The 15,180-nt window shown below is 70.2% G+C and carries 15 protein-coding genes and 1 riboswitch; of the genes, 9 read left to right on the top strand and 6 right to left on the bottom strand.

The genetic code is table 11. The features are described 5' to 3' along the window. Window positions 1-59 precede the first annotated feature (59 nt). Entirely contained in the window at window positions 60-1,265 is a 1,206-nt protein-coding gene (glp, locus tag ABZU76_RS29860) for a gephyrin-like molybdotransferase Glp (protein ID WP_220244662.1), read from the top strand. Here the strand turns inward: glp and ABZU76_RS29855 are convergent. Beyond that, complete coding sequence (locus ABZU76_RS29855; RefSeq protein WP_354875256.1) at window positions 1,180-2,478, bottom strand: MFS transporter; 1,299 nt, start codon at window positions 2,476-2,478, stop codon at window positions 1,180-1,182. The genes glp and ABZU76_RS29855 overlap by 86 nt on opposite strands. A gap of 671 nt (window positions 2,479-3,149) precedes the next feature. Next, on the bottom strand, window positions 3,150-3,716 hold the full coding sequence (locus tag ABZU76_RS29850; protein WP_354875254.1) for a helix-turn-helix domain-containing protein: 567 nt from the start codon (window positions 3,714-3,716) through the stop codon (window positions 3,150-3,152). A gap of 75 nt (window positions 3,717-3,791) precedes the next feature. Between ABZU76_RS29850 and ABZU76_RS29845 the strand changes: the two genes are divergently transcribed. After that, on the top strand, window positions 3,792-4,112 hold the full coding sequence (locus tag ABZU76_RS29845; protein WP_354875252.1) for a GlsB/YeaQ/YmgE family stress response membrane protein: 321 nt from the start codon (window positions 3,792-3,794) through the stop codon (window positions 4,110-4,112). Between the two features lie 66 nt (window positions 4,113-4,178). Here ABZU76_RS29845 and ABZU76_RS29840 read toward each other — a convergent pair whose 3' ends face one another. Beyond that, window positions 4,179-4,355, bottom strand: a complete 177-nt coding sequence (locus ABZU76_RS29840; RefSeq protein WP_354875250.1) for a hypothetical protein — start codon at window positions 4,353-4,355, stop codon at window positions 4,179-4,181. Between the two features lie 249 nt (window positions 4,356-4,604). Between ABZU76_RS29840 and ABZU76_RS29835 the strand changes: the two genes are divergently transcribed. Together ABZU76_RS29835 and pssA are read left to right on the top strand one after the other, a co-directional pair. After that, window positions 4,605-5,318, top strand: coding sequence for a phosphatidylserine decarboxylase (locus ABZU76_RS29835; RefSeq protein ID WP_220244665.1), 714 nt, complete (start codon window positions 4,605-4,607; stop codon window positions 5,316-5,318). Between the two features lie 4 nt (window positions 5,319-5,322). Then, window positions 5,323-6,315 (top strand): CDP-diacylglycerol--serine O-phosphatidyltransferase, encoded by a 993-nt coding sequence (pssA, locus tag ABZU76_RS29830; protein ID WP_354875248.1) that lies wholly within the window; start codon window positions 5,323-5,325, stop codon window positions 6,313-6,315. Between the two features lie 10 nt (window positions 6,316-6,325). On the opposite strand, the gene ABZU76_RS29825 is transcribed toward pssA, so the two are convergent. Then, the gene (locus ABZU76_RS29825; protein ID WP_354875246.1) at window positions 6,326-6,961 is read right to left on the bottom strand and encodes a TetR/AcrR family transcriptional regulator C-terminal domain-containing protein; all 636 of its coding nucleotides are present in this window, start codon (window positions 6,959-6,961) and stop codon (window positions 6,326-6,328) included. Window positions 6,962-7,035: 74 nt separating this feature from the next. On the opposite strand from ABZU76_RS29825, the gene ABZU76_RS29820 reads away from it, so the two are divergent. Next, window positions 7,036-7,659, top strand: coding sequence for a nitroreductase family protein (locus tag ABZU76_RS29820; RefSeq protein WP_354875244.1), 624 nt, complete (start codon window positions 7,036-7,038; stop codon window positions 7,657-7,659). 5 nt (window positions 7,660-7,664) lie between these two features. Then, window positions 7,665-9,944, top strand: a complete 2,280-nt coding sequence (locus ABZU76_RS29815; protein WP_354875242.1) for an AAA family ATPase — start codon at window positions 7,665-7,667, stop codon at window positions 9,942-9,944. Between the two features lie 46 nt (window positions 9,945-9,990). On the opposite strand, the gene ABZU76_RS29810 is transcribed toward ABZU76_RS29815, so the two are convergent. Next, window positions 9,991-10,668: a LytR C-terminal domain-containing protein gene (locus ABZU76_RS29810; RefSeq protein WP_354875240.1), complete on the bottom strand. Its 678-nt coding sequence runs from the start codon at window positions 10,666-10,668 to the stop codon at window positions 9,991-9,993. Next, a complete protein-coding gene (locus ABZU76_RS29805; RefSeq protein WP_220244670.1) occupies window positions 10,665-10,973 on the bottom strand; it encodes a DUF3263 domain-containing protein in 309 nt (102 codons plus the stop codon). Before ABZU76_RS29805 ends, ABZU76_RS29810 begins: the two co-directional genes overlap by 4 nt. Window positions 10,974-11,112: 139 nt before the next feature. Here ABZU76_RS29805 and ABZU76_RS29800 point away from each other — a divergent pair, with 139 nt between their 5' ends. The 3 genes from ABZU76_RS29800 to thiD all read left to right on the top strand — a co-directional run bounded on the left by ABZU76_RS29800 (window position 11,113) and on the right by thiD (window position 15,177). Beyond that, a complete protein-coding gene (locus ABZU76_RS29800) occupies window positions 11,113-11,682 on the top strand; it encodes a peptide deformylase (protein WP_220244671.1) in 570 nt (189 codons plus the stop codon). A gap of 779 nt (window positions 11,683-12,461) precedes the next feature. Then, window positions 12,462-12,593, top strand: a riboswitch (TPP riboswitch). Further along, window positions 12,587-14,230, top strand: a complete 1,644-nt coding sequence (gene thiC, locus ABZU76_RS29795) for a phosphomethylpyrimidine synthase ThiC (protein WP_354875237.1) — start codon at window positions 12,587-12,589, stop codon at window positions 14,228-14,230. Its footprint overlaps the riboswitch before it by 7 nt. Window positions 14,231-14,358: 128 nt before the next feature. After that, entirely contained in the window at window positions 14,359-15,177 is an 819-nt protein-coding gene (thiD, locus tag ABZU76_RS29790) for a bifunctional hydroxymethylpyrimidine kinase/phosphomethylpyrimidine kinase (protein WP_354875235.1), read from the top strand. The last annotated feature ends 3 nt before the right edge of the window (window positions 15,178-15,180 follow it).

Genomic DNA, 15,180 nt, shown 5'->3' with positions numbered 1-15,180 from the left:
CCCGACTCTTGCCGCGGGAGAGTGTTGCACGCCCGCGCGCGAGGGGGAGGATGGTCCGCGTGATCTCCGTCGATGCCTACCGCGAGACCGTGACCGAGCTACTCGGCCGCACTCCCGTGACGACCCTGCCCCTCGCCGAAGCCGCCGGGTTCGTCCTGGCCGAGGACGTGCACGCGGGGGTGTCGCTGCCGCCGTTCGACAACTCCGCGATGGACGGCTACGCCGTACGCGCGGCCGACGTCGCCGGTGCCAGCGCCGAGTCGCCCGTGACGCTGCCCATGGCCGACGACATCCCCGCCGGGCGCGTGGACGTCGCGACGCTGGAGCCGGGCACCGCGCACCGGATCATGACGGGCGCGCCGCTGCCTCCGGGTGCCGACGCGATCGTGATGGTGGAGGACACCGACGGCGGCACTGTCGACGTGCGGATCTCCAAGGCCGCGTCCTCGGGCGACCACGTGCGGCGCACCGGCGAGGACGTGGAGCGCGGCGTGGTGGCCCTGCGCGCCGGCACCGTGCTCGGCCACTCGCAGCTGGGCCTCGCGGCGGCCGTCGGCCTGGCCGAGCTCGCCGTGCACCGGCCGCTGTCCGTGCTCGTGGTGTCGACCGGCACGGAGCTTGTCGAGGCCCCGAACCCGTTGCGGCACGGGCAGATCTACGAGTCCAACAGCGTGATGCTCGCCGCCGCGCTGCGCGAGCTGGGCTGCCGCGTCGCCGTGGTGCGCAGCGTGGTGGACGACGTCGAGGAGTTCCGCAAGATCATCGAGCCGAAGCTCGCGGACGCCGACTTGCTGATCACTTCCGGCGGCGTCAGCGCCGGCGCGTACGAGGTGGTCAAGGACGCGCTGACGGGCCAGGGCGTGCGGTTCCAGAAGATCGCCATCCAGCCCGGCGGGCCGCAGGGCTGCGGCCACTGGAACGGCGTGCCCGTGGTGACGCTGCCGGGCAACCCGGTGAGCGTACTGGTGTCGTTCGAGGCCTTCCTGCGGCCGGCCTTGCTGTCGGCCATGGGCCACACGGACGTCGACCGCCGCCGCGTGCGCGCGCGTCTTTCGGAGGCGATGTCGTCGCCCAGCTCGCGGCGCCAGTTCCGCCGCGGCTTCTACACGCCGACCGAGGGCGAGGTGACCGGCGTGGTCGGACCGCGGGGCGGGCCGGGCTCGCACCTGCTCGCGGCGTTCACCCAGGCGAACTGCCTGATCGTGCTGCCGGAGGGGGTTGGCGAGGTGGCTGAAGGGACCGAAGTGGACGTGCTGCTGCTGTAGGGAAGTCCTTGTCGCGGCGCAGCGGGCTCCTGAGGAGGATCACCAGTGAGGCGAGCTGGACACCGGCCATGATGAACATCGTCTCGCGCACGCCCAGCGCTTCGCCGAGGACACCGCCGAGGAACGCGCCCAGCGGGATGGTGCCGTAGTTGACGACGGCGGAGCTCGCGGTGATGCGGCCGAAGAGCTCGGGTGGGCAGTAGGTCTGGCGAAAGGTGCCGACGAGCACGTTGGACCCGACGATCCCGCCGGCGACGCCCATCCCCGACAGCACGAACACCGCGAGCCCGGCGCCCGGGGTGGCAAACGGACCGAGCAGCATCGCCGGCGCGGCCAGCGCTTCGCAGAGCAGGAACGCGCGCGCCGCCCCGACGCGCTTCCCCAGCCGCGCGGCCAGCGGCGCGCCGACGACACCGCCGACCTCCGCGATTGCCAGGACCACCCCCACGGCTCCCGGCCCGGTGCCCAGGTCACGGACGAGGAACACGACCTGGATGGCGGCGTACCCGTCGAGCGCGAGGTTCGCGACGGCGGCAGCCCCGATCAGGGACCGCAAGTACCGATCGTGCGCGATGAAGCCGATACCCTCGGCGATCTCGGTGCGCAGGCGTTCTTTGCCACGGGGCTTCGGGGTTTCCTTCGCCCGCACGGAACGCAGGCACAGCACGGAAATGCCGAAACTCACAGCGTCGGCCAGCACCCCGGTGACAGGTCCCGCGACGGCCGCGAGCAGCCCCGCCAGCCCGGGCCCGCCCACCTGCGCGGCGGACTCGCTGCCCTGGAGCTTCACGTTGGCCTCGAGCAACTGCGCTTTGGTCACGATCACCGGCACGTAACTGCGGTAGGCCAGCGAGAAGAACACCTTCGCGAACCCGCCGACCAGCGCCGCGCAAAGCAGGTACGGCACCGTGAGCCACCCGGCCACGTACCCGACCGGGACGGCCGCGAACGCCACCATCGACACCACGTTGCAGGTCACCATCACGCGCCGCTTGCGCCACCGGTCCACCCACGCCCCGGCCGGCAACCCCACCACCAACCACGGCAGCCACGCGACCGCGGTCAGCAGCGCCACCTCGAACGTCGAGGCGTGCAAGACCAGCAACGCGACGAGCGGCAATGACGCGCCGGCGACTGCGCTGCCGAGGGTGCTGATCGTCTCGCCGGTCCAGATGAGGCGGAAGTTGCGGTCTCGCCGTAGGGCTGTGGTCATTTTCGCGTCAGTCATGGGTTATCGGGGTGGTTCGGGCGGTTGCGGACCCTTTTGCTGCGTGCTGTGGGTTTGGTTGGTGGCAGAGGGTTTTTGCGCTTGGGCGGCGTTTGCGTGCCGGCAGGGTGTTGCCCGCCTCGGCGGCTTTGCCTTTCCTGCCCGAAGGGCTTCGCTGGGCCGAGCGGCTTTGCACGGCAGAAGGGTCTTGCGCGCGAGCGGCTTTGCCCGGCCGTGCGCGGCTCGGCGTACTCGAAGGGCTTCGCCAGCGCGAGCGGCTTTGCCCATCCACACGGGTTGCCGTACTCGAAGGGCTTCGCCAGCGCGAGCGGCTTCGCACCCCAACGGCCTTCGCCCACCCGACCGACGTTGCGTACTCGAAGGGGTTCCACCAGCCTGAGCGGCTTAGCCGGCCCGAAGGGGTTTTGCGCCGTCACCGGTGGGCTTTGCCCAATCGACGAAGCTTCTCGAGTGAAATCGCGGCCGAGCCGCTTGTGCCCCCAGCAACTCACCTTGGGAAAGCCCCCACCCATCCTCGGGGGAACGGCCCTTGGCCAGTCTACCGCTCCCCACCGACAAAACGATCTCCGAAGCCGAGTTGTCCACAGCGAAACCCAGTTGTGGACAACAACAGAAAACCCGCCCCCCGCAACAAAAACGCGCCGCCACAACACCGATCAAGGCTGCGCAGGGAAACCTCGAGCAAAAAGGAACACGGGGCGGCGCTCGACGGAGTCGTCAGGCGTCGGGCGGTCGGTGTACTCGGCGAACAAGGCCAGGACGCGGGAACTCAGCTCCATCACCTCCGCAGGAGACAAGCGCGCCCAGGTTTCGTTGGTGAACCAGGCGTCGCGCCACTTGGGGGGTTCCGTTTCCAGGTCCGAGAGCCATGAGCGGGACAGCGAAGCCTGCCGGTCGAGCGCGACGACCTCTGCCGCGTCGCCCACGGGATCGCCGACGAAGTCCGAAGTGGACCAGGACAGGGCGCGCGAAGGGCGGCGCCACCAGCGTTCGCGGCGGTCGCGGGCGAGTTCGGGGGCCTCTTCGACCAGGCCGGCGGCCGAGAGGACCTTCAGGTGGTGCGAGATGTTGCCGACGGCCGAAGTCGTGCGTTCGGCCAGCATCGAGGCGGTGGCGGGGCCGTCGAGCTTCAGGATGTCGAGGAGTCGACGGCGCAGAGGGTGGGACATCGCGGCCAGCACGTGGGAGTCGCGGATCTGCTGGACCTCAACGGGATCAGACACAGTCCACAAGAGTAGTTGCACAACTGGAATTGCACAACACCCCTTGTGTAACCGCCCCCAGGTATCCTCACCCACATGGGCTTCTTCACCTGGATCGTCTTCGGTGCGCTGGTCGGCTGGCTCGCGAACCTGGTCGTCGGCGGGCCGGACCGGCGCCGGCAGGGGTGCCTCGTCAGCGTGCTCGTCGGGGTGCTCGGGGCGGCGCTCGGCGGCTTCATCTACCGGCTGGCGACGGGTGAGCAGCAGCGCTTCGAGTTCGACTTCCCGAGCTTCGGCGTCGCGATCCTGGGCGCGATCGTCCTGCTGGCAGTGCTGCGGCTGGTCAGCTCGATCGGCCGGCGGTCCAGGCGCGACGACTACCCGCACGACAACTACCGGCGCGACAACTACAGGTGACCCGGTGACCGTTTGTAACGGTTTCCGCACGAACCGTCAGTAACCCCCGGAAACCGCCTAAACTGATCAGTTCCGCGTCCGGGTGCATGCGTCGTCGGGGGACGCATGCACCCGGCCCGCCCGGATCGCCTCCCGGACCACGCGCACGGCGTGCGCCGTGTCCACGAGCACGGGCATGGGCGCGGCGGAGATCTCCCGTCGCCAGGCGCACAGCAGCTCGGTGAGCGGATCGGGTACGGACATCGCTTCCTCAGCGGACTCAGGCCCGGGCACGGCTCCCGAACGGCGGGTACTACTGAGAGTTGTCGAGGAATTCGATCAGTCGTTACCGGTTTGTGGGCACGCCCACCCGCGTCGGCGAAACCCTTACGGGGGAGCCGCCACCGGCCCTGGACGTGTCCGTCCGCCGACGGGCGGTAGCGTGGTGATTCCCAAATCGGACGTGAAACCCGTCCTCTCCTCCGAACGCAACGAACAGCGGGGAACCGATCCATGAGCGGCAAGCCCACCGGCAATCCCCTCACGCACGCAGTGCAGCTCGCGCGGGAGACCATCCCGCCGATGCACCCCGCCGGACGCCCGTTCGTCTTCGGCGGGCTGGCGGCGACGCTGGTGCTGCGCCGGTTCTCCAAGCGCCTCGGTGTGGTCGGCGCGCTCGCGACCGCGGCCACCGCCGCGTTCTTCCGCGAGCCCGCCCGCGTCGCGCCGCAGCGGGACAACATCGCGGTGGCTTCGGCCGACGGTCTGGTGTCCCTCCTCGAGGAGGCCGTGCCGCCGCCCGAGCTGGGGCTGCCCGCCGAGCCGCGGATGCGCGTGAGCGTGTTCCTGTCGGTGTTCGACGTGCACGTCCAGCGGATCCCGGCCCCCGGCGTCATCGAGAAGGTGGCCTACCGGCCGGGCAAGTTCCTCTCCGCGGACCTGGACAAGGCGAGCGAGGACAACGAGCGCAACTCCGTGCTCATGCGCACCGTCGACGGCCACGAGCTCGTCGTCGTGCAGATCGCCGGCCTCGTCGCGCGCCGCATCCTGTGCGAGATCCACGAGGGCGACAAGGTGGCCGCGGGTGCCACCTACGGCATCATCCGGTTCGGCTCCCGTGTCGACCTCTACCTGCCGCCCGGCAGCCGCGTGCTCGTCGAGAAGGGCCAGCGCACGGTCGGCGGCGAGACGGTGATCGCCGAACTCCCGGCACTGGCAGAAGGCTGATCTCATGGTCCGCGTGACCACCCCGAGCATTCGGCTGCTGCCGAACGCCATCACGGTGCTGGCGCTGTGCGCCGGGCTGTCGTCCGTGCAGTTCGCGCTCACGGGCAACTACGCCATGGCCATCGCGGCCATCGGCATCGCGGCGGTGCTCGACAGCCTCGACGGGCGCATCGCGCGCCTGCTCGACGCCACGTCGAAGATGGGCGCCGAGCTCGACTCGCTGTCCGACGGCATTTCGTTCGGCGTAGCGCCGGCGCTGGTGCTGTACGTGTGGCAGTCGCACGGCGACCGCATCGGCTGGGTGGCTTCGCTGATCTTCGCCGTCTGCATGATCCTGCGCCTCGCTCGCTTCAACACCCTGCTCGACGTCACAGACAAGCCGCCGTACGCCGGGGAGTTCTTCGTCGGCGTGCCCGCGCCGGCCGGCGGCCTCGTCGCCATGCTGCCGCTCATCGCGACACTGCAGTGGGGCGAGGGCTGGTGGTCCGAGCAGTACGTGGTGATCGCCTGGACGATCGCCGTCGCCGCGCTGCTGATCAGCCGCATCCCGACGTTGTCGCTGAAGACCGTCAAGGTGCCCGCCAGGGCCATCGCGCCGCTGCTGGTGGGCGTCGGCCTGCTGGCCGCCGCGATCATCCAGTTCCCGTTGGTGGCGCTGGCCATCGCGCTGGTGCTGTACCTGCTGCACATCCCGTACGCGGTGTACCGGAACCGTTGGCTCGCCGCGCACCCCGAGGCGTGGACGGTCCCGCCGCGCGAACGCCGCGCCATCCGCCGTGCGCGTTCGCAGCGGCGTCTGCGGCTGCGTCCGGCGTCTCGCCGGGTCGCGGGCGCGGCGATGCGCGCGGTGCGGCTGCCGCGCAACAGCTCGGACTTCGTGCGGGCGACGCGAGCGTTGCGGGACCGGGACCACTCGGGCACCGGCAATTCGAGCTCGACTTCCGGCCCGAACCAGCGCCGCCGCAGCTGGCGGCGGATCGGGATCCGGCGCCGCTGACGCCGGTGGCCTAGCGGGCCGCCGCGCGCAGGCCGGTCAGCAGCAGGTCGAGCTGGTCGTGGAAGTCCTGCACGCAGTCGACGTCCGCCAGTGACGGCAGCACGCGGTACAAGTTCGGCAGTTCCTCCGGCGTGACCATGCGGCTGAACCAGTCGCCGACGGGCTCGTCCCGCTGGGCGACGCCCCCGGCGACGGAGTCGGCCAGCGCCGCGCCGAACGTGAGTCCCATCAACGACCGGTAGCCGCGGGCAGCGGCCTCCTCGTCGAGCCCGCCGTCGAGCAGCGCGCCCAGCAGGGCGTCGATCACGCGCAACGCGCCGGGCGAGCGCGGGTTCGCCTCCTCGGCCGCCAGCGCGCGCACCACGGCCGGGTGCCGTGTGAACGCCGTGTAGAGGCCCTCGGCGAGCCGGCGGACGCGGATTTCCCAGCTCCACGACGGCACCGGCATCGGCACGGACTCGAAGACGCGCGCGGTGAGCCCGTCGAGCAGGTCACCTTTGTTCTTCACGTGGTTATAGAGCGACATCGCCTCGACGCCGAGGCGAGCCGCGAGCTTGCGCATCGACAGCGCGCCCATGCCGTCGGCGTCCACCAGGGCCAGCGCCTCGTCGAGGACCTTTTCCCGCGTCAGGGTTTCGCGCACCACGGCCGAATCGTAGCTTACGGCGTAAGTACTTACGGTGTACGCTTACGTTGTAAGTAACGATCTGGAGGGACACCATGGACGCCGAAACACTGCTCACCACCACCCGGTCCGTCCGCCGCAAACTGGACCTCGACCGGCCGGTCGACCCCGCGGTGATCGAAGACTGCGTGCGCATCGCCCAGCAGGCGCCGGCCGCCGGTGGTCTGCTGAAGGCGCAGCGCTGGGTCGCCGTGCTGGACCCGGAGCTGCGAGCCGAGGTCGCGGCGATCACCAGGAAGGCCGCGCACGAGGTGTGGCAGCACTACGCGCACCTGGCCGACACGAGCATGTTCGTCTCCGCCCGCCACCTCGTGGACAACCTCGACCGCGTGCCGGCGCTGGTGCTGCCGTGCATGCCGGGCCGGCCGCCGGTGTCGGCCGCCGAGCAGTCCTCGTTCTACGGCTCGATCTACCCCGCGATCTGGAGCTTCCAGCTCGCGCTGCGCACGCGCGGTCTCGCGAGCTCGCTGTGCAGCTACCACCTCGCCGGCCACGAGCCGGACGTCGCACGCCTGCTGGGGATCCCGGCCGACGTCACTCAGGTCGGCCTCATCGCCGTCGCGCACTCGACGCAGCGTGAGTTCTCCCCCGCCGCGCGACCACCGGTGGGCGAGATCCTGTCGTTCGACGCCTGGGCGGGGTCCGCGTCGCTAGGGTGAATGGCGTGAGCGACCCGCAGATCACGCTGACCGTCAGGCACACGCCGTCCGCGCTGGATTCCCGGCGCGGAGTCGTGCGGATGCACCCCGAGGTGCTCGACGCGCTGGGCCTGCGCGCCTGGGACGCCGTGCACCTCACCGGCGCCCGCCGCAGCGCCGCGCTCGCCGCGCCGGCCGAGGAGGGCACGCCGGGCGTGGTGCTGACCGACGACGTCACGATGTCGAACCTCGGCGTGTCCGAGGGGTCCGAGATCGTGGTGACGCCGGCCGACGTCGCGGCGGCCAAGACGGTCACGGTCTCCGGTTCGCGGCTGGCCAGCGTGTCCGTGCCGCCGCAGACGCTGCGGCTCGCGCTCACCGGCAAGGTGCTTACGCGGGGCGACGCCGTTTCGCTGCTCCCCCAGGACCTCGCGCCGGCGCCGGGTTCGGACGTCGCGGCCGTACGCGGGCAGCTGTCGCGCGCGATCGGCGCGACCTGGACCAACGAGCTGCTCACCGTCACCGCCACTGAGCCCGCGGGCGTGGTCGTGGTGGGACCGTCCACTGTGGTCAGCTGGCGCGACGGCGCCCGCACGGGCGAGACGCCGACCGACACCGTCCCCACGCGCAGCGCGACGGCCCTCGTCCGCAGCACGGCGGTGACGGCGGCTGAGGACTACCTCGACGCGGAGGTCGTCGAGGAGACGAAGCCGGAGGAGCTCGCGGAACCGATCCCACCCGTCGCCGACCTGGTCGGCGCGGAAGGGGCCGCGCGCAAGCTCGCCGAGTGGTTCGACCTGGCGTTCCGGCGGCCGGAGCTGCTCGAGCGGCTGGGCACGTCGGCGCACCTGGGCGTGCTGCTGTCCGGGCCGGAGGGTGTCGGCAAGGCGACGCTGGTGCGGTCCGTCGCGCAGGCCGAGAAGGTGCGCGTGGTGTCGCTGGTCGCGCCCAACATCGCCGTGCTGGAGCCGAACACGGCCCACGCCCGTCTGCGCGAGGCCGTGACCCGCGCTGCCGACGGCGACGGGCCCGGGGTGCTGCTGATCAACGACGTCGACGCTCTCCTGCCCGCCACGCAGCCGCCGCCGGTGGCCACCGTCGTCCTGGAAGAACTGCGCGCGGCCATGCGCCGCGAGGGCCTCGCCGTGGTGGCGACGACGCAGCGCGCCGAGTCCGTGGACCCGCGGCTGCGCACCGCCGACCTGCTCGACCGCGAGCTCGGTCTGCCGCTGCCCGACGCGAAAACCCGCGTGGAGCTGCTGCGGATCCTGCTGCGTGACGTGCCCGTGGAACCGGGCGCCGACCTTGGCGTGCTCGCCGAGAAGACGCCCGGGTTCGTCGCCGCGGACCTCATCGCCCTGCGCCGCGACGCCGCGCTGCGGGCCGCGCTTCGCCAGCGTGACGTCGCCGAGCCGCGAATCTCGCAGCACGACCTGCTCGACGCGCTCGCCACCGTCCGACCGATCTCGCTGTCCACTTCGGACAACCTGGCCACGGGCGGGCTGACGCTCGAAGACGTGGGCAACATGGTGGACGTCAAGCAGGCCCTCACCGAGACGGTGCTGTGGCCGCTGCGCTACCCGGATTCCTTCGCCCGCCTGGGCATCGACCCGCCGCGGGGCGTGCTGCTGTACGGCCCGCCAGGCGGCGGCAAGACTTTCCTCGTGCGCGCGCTGGCCGGCACGGGCGCGCTCAACGTGTTCGCGATCAAGGGCGCCGAACTGCTGGACAAGTGGGTCGGCGAGTCGGAGCGGGCCGTGCGCGACCTGTTCCGGCGGGCCGCCGACGCCGCGCCGTCGCTGATCTTCCTGGACGAGATCGACGCGCTGGCGCCGCGGCGCGGGCAGTCGTCCGACTCCGGCGTAGCCGACCGCGTGGTCGCCGCGCTGCTCACGGAGCTCGACGGCGTGGAGCCGATGCGCGAGGTCGTGGTGCTGGGCGCCACGAACCGGCCCGAGCTCGTGGACCCGGCGCTGCTGCGACCGGGCCGGCTGGAGCGGCGCATCTACGTGCCGCCGCCCGACGCCGATTCGCGCACCGCGATCCTGAAGGCGACGTCGAAGAACACGCCGCTGGCGTCCGATGTGGATCTGGCGGCCATCGCGTCCACCCTGGACGGTTACTCCGCGGCCGACTGCGCCGCGCTCATCCGCGAGGCCGCCCTGACGGCGATGCGCGAGTCGCTCGAGGCGCACGTGGTCACCGCCGCGCACCTGACGAAGGCGCGCCAGGTTGTGCGGCCGTCGCTGGACCCGGCGCAGCTGGCGACGCTGGAGGCCTACGCGCAGGCGCAGCAGGAGCGCTGACGGAAACGGGCCCCACCTTCGCGGTGGGGCCCGTTGTTTTCGCTGGTCAGCTGCCCTTTGGACTCTGGTAGTCCTTCGTGATGATCACTATCACGCCCGGGCTCGAGTTCTGGATGCCGTCGAACCGCGGCTGGGCCTGGAACCCGAACTCGGCGGCCAGCTGCTTCGCCGCGGCCTCCTCGTCGGTGCCCGGCCGGAAGTAGGCCGTGGTGTGCGGGATCACTCCCTGCGGGTAGTTGCCGACCTCCGGCACGTTCCAGCCCGACGCGCGGAAGTCGTCGGCAGCCTGCTCGGCGAGGTGCGAGATCGTGGAGTTGTTGTAGACCCGCACGGTCACCCACTTGTTGGACGCCTGCTGGTCGTTGCCCGGCTGTCCCGGCTGGCCACCGGGCTGGCCAGGTTGGCCGGGCTGACCCGGCTGTCCGCTGGGCTGACCAGGCTGGCTCGGCTGCCCCGACTGGCCTGCCGGCGGCGGCGAAGGTGCCGACGAAGCCGGTGAAGACGGGGCCGAAGACGAAGGCCGCGCCGCCGAGGACGACGAGCCCGGCGCCGACTGCGACGACGAAGGCGACCCGCTCGAGCTGGTGGGCCCGGCGTTGTTGTCGCTCGATCCATTACCCGACAGCGCGGTGACGCCGCCGACGATCGCGGCGATCACGGCGACGCCGATGAGCGCGACGCCCGCGGCCCGCATGGGCCGGGACAGTCCCGAGAAGATGCTCATGACAGTTCGATCCCCAGCCGCCTGGCGCCGCGCTTGCGCTGCCGGGCGGCGCGCGTCTTGCGCAGCCGCTTCACCAGCATCGGGTCGGCCGCCATGGCCTCAGGCTTTTCCAGCAGTGTGTTCAGCAGCTGGTAGTAACGGGTCGAGGACAGCGAGAACCGTTCCCGGATGGCGTTCTCCTTGGCACCGGCGTGCCGCCACCACTGACGTTCGAACGCGAGGATCTCCACCTCACGCTCGGTCAGGCCGCCCACGATCTCCGGCGGCGACGGCTGCTCTCCAGCCATCGACTCCGCGGCGTCCATGCGGTCCTCGCAATCGGTTTCGGCTGTCCTTCCGCGGGCGCCATTCAACCACGGAACCCAGGCTCGACATGGGCATCCGGCACGGCGCGTCACGGTCCGATCCAGGTGTATCAGACGGGTCCGACTAAACTCGCTGCTCGTGACCGTCCACCCCATCCGCATCGCCGGCGATCCCGTGCTGCACCAGCCGACCCGTGAGGTCACGGAGTTCGACGAGCAGCTGCGCACGCTGACCGAAGACATGTTCGAGACGATGTACGCCGCCGAAGGCGTCGGCCTCGCGGCCAACCAGATCGGCCTCGACCTGCGCCTGTTCGTCTACGACTGCCCCGACGACGAGGGCGTCGAACACCGCGGCCTGGTGGTGAACCCCAAGCTGGAGACGTCCGAGGTCCCCGAGACCATGCCGGACCCGGACGACGACTGGGAGGGCTGCCTCTCGGTCCCCGGCGAGTCCTACCCCACCGGCCGCGCGTCGTGGGCGCGCGTGACCGGTTTCGACGTGACGGGTGAGCCGATCACCGTCGAGGGCACCGGCTACTTCGCCCGCTGCCTGCAGCACGAGACGGACCACCTCGACGGGTACCTGTACCTCGATCGCCTGGTGGGCCGCCACGCGCGGGCGGCGAAGAAGATGCTGAAGAAGAACAAATGGGGCGTGCCGGGGTTGAGCTGGCTGCCGCCGAAGGACGAGCCGGCCGAAGCCTGAGTTTCTTTGTCGACGAGTCTCCCGGTCCCGGGTTGGGGCCGGGAGACTTGTCGTTTCAGCGGGGTAGGCGGCCGGGGAAATGCTCGCGCACGACGGCGGGGCTCATCCCAGACCTGCTCCGGCATGGTGTCTGACGAAGGCACCGAACGATGACGATTCTCTTTTTGCCGGAGGCTTTCCTGCGCAGCCTTGATCGGTGTTGCGCCGGCGGGTTTTTTGTTGCGGGGGGCGGGTTTTCTGTTGTTGTCCACAACTCGGCTTCGCTGTGGACAACTCGGCTTCGGAGATTATTTTGTCGGTGGGGAGCGGTAGACTGGCCAAGGGCCGTTCCCCCGAGGATGGGTGGGGGCTTTCCCAAGGTAAGTTACTGGGGGCACAAGCGGCTCGGCCGCGATTTCCGGCGGTTGTGAGCCGGCGAGACGGTGAGCACGATCGGGAGCCTGGGCTCGTCAATGAAGACGAAGCCGTGCGCACGGTGGACAGGTAATCGCGCCGGCCGCGGGAGCAGTCGGCGGAAATCGCGCGGAATCCACGGAGCGCGGTGGCCTGGGGCCTCTTGACTGCTTCGGAACCCGGAAGAACCCGGACCGCGCTCATCGCCAACACCGCCCACCAGCCCGGCGAGCAGAACCTTCCTCACGAGATGCCCCCGAAGTCGGCGCAGGTGACGGCCACGTGAACCCCTGTCGGCCGGATGCTCCGATCCGGTGAAGAACACACCGGACGCGGGGCCGCCTTGTGCTCGCATGATCCGCCGTGGCATGGTCGAGGGACAACCTCATAACCAACGCGGGAGCTCGCGCCTTGGCGGGCTGAGAGGGCGGCTGGTGTCTGTCTGTGGACACCCGGTGCCGCCGACCGCATGAACCTGACCGGGTAATGCCGGCGTAGGGAGTGAACGTCGTTGACGACGCTGGAGAACGAGCCTGCCATCACGCCTTCCGTGACCACGGGACCGATCACCGGTTCGCACAAGGTCTACCACCGCACCGAGTCGGGCCTGCGGGTTCCGGCGCGGCGCATCGACCTGTCGAACGGTGAGCACTTCGACGTGTACGACACGTCCGGGCCGTACACCGACCCGGACGCGAAGATCGACGTCCACAATGGACTCCACCCGCTGCGCACGGGCTGGGCCGACGGCCGCGCGCACAACACCCAGCTCGGCTGGGCGAAAGCGGGCGTGATCACGCGCGAGATGGAGTTCATCGCCGCGCGCGAGCGGTGCTCACCCGAGTTCGTGCGCGACGAGATCGCGCGCGGGCGCGCGGTGATCCCCGCCAACCGCAAGCACCCGGAGAGCGAGCCGATGATCATCGGCAAGAAGTTCCTGGTGAAGATCAACGCGAACATGGGCAACTCGGCCGTCTGGTCCTCAGTGGAGGAAGAGGTCGACAAGATGGTGTGGGCCACCCGCTGGGGTGCCGACACGATCATGGACCTGTCCACCGGCAAGCGCATCCACGAGACGCGCGAGTGGATCGTCCGCAACTCCCCCGTTCCCGTGGGCACCGTGCCGATCTACCAGGCGCTGGAGAAGGTCAACGGGGAGCCGGAGAAGCTGTCGTGGGAGGTCTACCGCGACACGATCATCGAGCAGTGCGAGCAGGGTGTGGACTACGTCACCGTCCACGCTGGAGTGCTGCTGCGCTACATCCCCCTCACCGCCCGGCGAGTGACCGGCATCGTGAGCCGCGGCGGCTCGATCATGGCCGCGTGGTGCCTCGCGCACCACCAGGAATCCTTCCTGTACACGAACTTCGAGGAACTCTGCGAGATCCTGCGCAAGTACGACGTCACGTTCTCCCTCGGCGACGGCCTGCGCCCCGGCTCGATCGCCGACGCCAACGACCGCGCGCAGTTCGCCGAACTCGAGACCCTCGGTGAGCTCACGCACATCGCGCGCGAGCACGACGTGCAGGTGATGATCGAGGGCCCCGGCCACGTGCCGATGCACAAGATCAAGGAGAACGTGGAGCTGGAGGAGCAGCTCACCGGCGAGGCGCCGTTCTACACCCTCGGTCCACTCGCGACGGACATCGCGCCGGCGTACGACCACATCACCTCGGCCATCGGCGCGGCGCAGATCGGCTGGTACGGCACGGCGATGCTGTGCTACGTCACGCCGAAGGAGCACCTCGGCCTGCCCAACCGCGACGACGTGAAGACCGGCGTGATCACCTACAAGATCGCCGCCCACTCCGCCGACCTCGCCAAGGGCCACCCCCACGCGCACGAGTGGGACGACGAACTGTCCAAGGCCCGCTTCGAGTTCCGCTGGAACGACCAGTTCAACCTGGCACTCGACCCCGACACCGCGCGCTCGTACCACGACGAGACGCTGCCCGCGGAGCCGGCGAAGACCGCGCACTTCTGCTCGATGTGCGGCCCGAAGTTCTGCTCGATGCGGATCACCCACGACGTACGCAAGTACGCCGAGGAGCACGGTCTGTCCACTGTGGAGGCCATTGAGGCCGGCATGGCGGAGAAGTCGGCCGAGTTCGGCGAGCAGGGCAACAAGGTCTACCTCCCGGTCGTCGGGCAGTAGCTCCACCCGCAATTACCAATCCGGCCAAAAGCAGGCCGACCCCGCAACGGCACGTAACCGTTGCAGCGGAGCCATTCGGCCGTGACTGTGGTCGGATTGGTAATGATCGGCACAGTGAGGCAGTAGTCATGACTGAAACACCCCGCACCGCCCTCACCATCGCCGGATCCGACTCCGGCGGTGGTGCGGGCGTGCAGGCCGACCTGCGTACGTTTTTCGCCCACGGCGTCCACGGGCTCGTCGCGCTCACGGCCGTCACGGTGCAGAACTCGCTTGGTGTGCAGGGCTTCACCGAGATCCCGGTCGACGTCGTCACGGCGCAGATCAAGGCCGTGGCCGGCGACATGGGCGTGAACGCGGCCAAGACCGGCATGCTCGCGACGGCCGGCATCATCCAGGCCGTGGCGAAGACGCTCGACGAAGTCCACATCGGGCGCGACACGGACACGCCGTTCGTCGTCGACCCGGTGGCCGCGTCGATGACCGGCCACGCGTTGCTGCGCGAGGAGGCGCTGGAAGCCATCCGCACGGAACTCTTCCCGCGCGCCACGCTGATCACGCCGAACCTCGACGAGGTGCGGCTGCTCACCGGCATCACGGTCACCGGCGCGGAAACCCAGCGCGCGGCGGCCGAGGCGTTGCTGGAGTTCGGCTCACGGTGGGTGCTCGTGAAGGGCGGGCACCTCTACGAAGCCGAGGACTGCGTGGACCTGCTGACCGACGGAACGGACGTGCTGGAGCTCAGCGGCGTGCGCATCCACACCGACAACACCCACGGCGGCGGCGACACGATGGCCTCGGCCATCACGTCGTCGCTCGCCAAGGGCGCCGACGTGCCGACGGCCGTGACCGAGGCGAAGCAGTTCATCGAGCGCTGCGTCGCCGAGGCTTATCCGCTCGGTGCCGGGGTGGGGCCGGTGTCCCCGTTCTGGCGGCTGGCCGACTGACCG

Source organism: Amycolatopsis sp. NPDC005232, from assembly GCF_040607795.1.
Classification (GTDB): domain Bacteria; phylum Actinomycetota; class Actinomycetes; order Mycobacteriales; family Pseudonocardiaceae; genus Amycolatopsis.
This window is presented reverse-complemented; position numbering and strand designations above follow the sequence as displayed.

Excerpts from the sequence above, each read along its gene's own strand:
- ABZU76_RS29810 (WP_354875240.1), bottom strand. The coding sequence starts at position 10,668 with ATGAGCATCTTCTCGGGACTGTCCCGGCCCATGCGGGCCGCGGGCGTC.
- ABZU76_RS29805 (WP_220244670.1), bottom strand. The coding sequence starts at position 10,973 with ATGGACGCCGCGGAGTCGATGGCTGGAGAGCAGCCGTCGCCGCCGGAG.
- pssA (WP_354875248.1), top strand. The coding sequence starts at position 5,323 with ATGGTCCGCGTGACCACCCCGAGCATTCGGCTGCTGCCGAACGCCATC.
- ABZU76_RS29840 (WP_354875250.1), bottom strand. The coding sequence starts at position 4,355 with ATGTCCGTACCCGATCCGCTCACCGAGCTGCTGTGCGCCTGGCGACGG.
- thiD (WP_354875235.1), top strand. The coding sequence starts at position 14,359 with ATGACTGAAACACCCCGCACCGCCCTCACCATCGCCGGATCCGACTCC.
- ABZU76_RS29835 (WP_220244665.1), top strand. The coding sequence starts at position 4,605 with ATGAGCGGCAAGCCCACCGGCAATCCCCTCACGCACGCAGTGCAGCTC.
- ABZU76_RS29855 (WP_354875256.1), bottom strand. The coding sequence starts at position 2,478 with ATGACCACAGCCCTACGGCGAGACCGCAACTTCCGCCTCATCTGGACC.
- ABZU76_RS29845 (WP_354875252.1), top strand. The coding sequence starts at position 3,792 with ATGGGCTTCTTCACCTGGATCGTCTTCGGTGCGCTGGTCGGCTGGCTC.
- ABZU76_RS29820 (WP_354875244.1), top strand. The coding sequence starts at position 7,036 with ATGGACGCCGAAACACTGCTCACCACCACCCGGTCCGTCCGCCGCAAA.